Source organism: Lactobacillus helveticus DSM 20075 = CGMCC 1.1877, from assembly GCF_000160855.1.
Classification (GTDB): domain Bacteria; phylum Bacillota; class Bacilli; order Lactobacillales; family Lactobacillaceae; genus Lactobacillus; species Lactobacillus helveticus.
The window spans coordinates 1-1,749 of record NZ_GG700769.1; the positions used below are offsets into that span (position 1 = coordinate 1).

At 41.1% G+C, this 1,749-nt stretch carries 2 protein-coding genes; both read left to right on the forward strand.

All coding sequences use genetic code 11. The annotated features are described in order from the left end of the window. Positions 1-85 precede the first annotated feature (85 nt). Positions 86-694 carry an IS607 family transposase gene (locus HMPREF0518_RS09175; RefSeq protein ID WP_003627960.1) on the forward strand — a complete coding sequence of 203 codons (609 nt, stop codon included), beginning with the start codon at positions 86-88 and terminating at the stop codon, positions 692-694. A gap of 29 nt (positions 695-723) precedes the next feature. Beyond that, positions 724-1,749: RNA-guided endonuclease InsQ/TnpB family protein (locus HMPREF0518_RS09180; protein ID WP_003627961.1), on the forward strand; the 1,026-nt coding region annotated here is incomplete at its 3' end.

Here is a 1,749-nt window from a genome sequence, read left to right on the forward strand (position 1 = left end):
ACTTGATATGATTGCTTATTTTTAAGTCTTGCTTTAATGACTTTATGAGTATATATGATATAATATTAGTGAAGGAGATGATCTTTTGAAAGCTGGAAAAGTGATGGATTTGCTTCAAATCAGTCGTTCAACTCTGAAACGCTATCGTGAAAAAGGAATCCTTGAGGCTAAAAAATTGCCAACCGGTCAATATGATTTTGATGATGATTCCGTTTTTTTGCTTAAGAATAAACATTCCAAACGCTTGACCGTTTTATATGGCCGAGTTTCAACCTATAAGCAGAAAGCTGATTTGGCTAATCAAATGCAGGAGCTGTCTGATTTTGCCCAAAGCAAAGGCTTTCAGGCAAACGATAGCTTTCAAGATATTGCCAGTGGCATTTCTTTCAAGAACCGAAAGCAGTTTTTCAAGATGCTTGACTTAATCTTAGCAGGCAAGGTCAAGCGGGTTATTATCACTCGCAAAGATCGCTTAAGTCGGGTGGGCTTTGAACTGTTTGAATATTTATTTCAAAACTACGGTACTGAAATTGACGTGATTTCAGATGAGATGAACCCCAAAACTGATGAGCAGGAATTGTTTGAAGAAATCATTAGCCTGCTTCACTGCTTTTCAATGAGAGAATATTCCCATCGCAGAGCTGAAAGAAAGCTTTTTGAAGCCACTTTGAATCAAAAGGAGAAGACTAAGTAGACTAATCATATTTTAAAGGATGCGAAACTATGCGTAAGAAAGTCGTGCCTAGAAACAAGGCTAAATATGAACATCTAGCCAGCGAATACCTGGTTGCTGGAAACAGCAAGCTGGATCAGTGCAGTCATGCCAGTCATGATCTTTATAACCGTGCCCTTTATGATCTACGTCAGGGCTTCTTTAAAAGAAATTACGTCAAAGGCTATTGCGATTTAGACCAAAGATTCAAAAAGCGCTATAGCGCTCGTGAATCTATGCTTTACCACTCATTATTCTATGTTCAAAGCGCCCAACAGACTCTAAAAGAAGTCAATACTATCTGGTCGGCTTGGCTTAAGGCACTCAAAGCATATCAAGCCAACCCCGGCAAATTTACCGGTCGGCCAAGAATGCCTAAGTACTTAGCCAAAGGTCAAAGACATGTCTTCTTTGTCACTAATCAAAACGCCAAAGTAAAGGATGACTATTTAATCATACCTAAGCTTGGCTTCAAACTGAAATTAACACCTCACCTCAAGGCTATTCAAAGAGTAGCTTTTAAGCCGGTCTATGGCGGTTATAAGGCCATCGTGCAATACAAAACAAATCGAGATATTGACTATTTGCCTGATAACGGTCGCTACATGGGTATTGATCCGGGAGTAGACAATGCCTTTGCTTGCGTGGCTAATATCCAAAAAGCGCCTTTGCTTGTTAATGGTCGGGCCATCAAATCGGTTAATCAGTACTACAACAAGGAGCGTTCAAGGCTAAAAGCTTTGCAGGCTCGGTATCATCAGCTTGAAAGCATAGTTGATACCCAGCAGGGAAAGAAGCCAGTTTATCGGGAGACCAAAGCCATGCGCAGAATTACGGCATGGCGCAATCGCAAGATCCGGCAGTTTGCCCACAAAGCATCCAAGCGCATCGTTGATTATGCGCTAAGCTGTGGTGCAAACACGATCGTGATCGGCAATAACAAGTCTTGGAAGCGCAGTTCCGATATGGGCAGAAAGAACAATCAAAACTTTATCGGCATTCCGCACAAGGTCATGATCGACATGATTCAATATAAA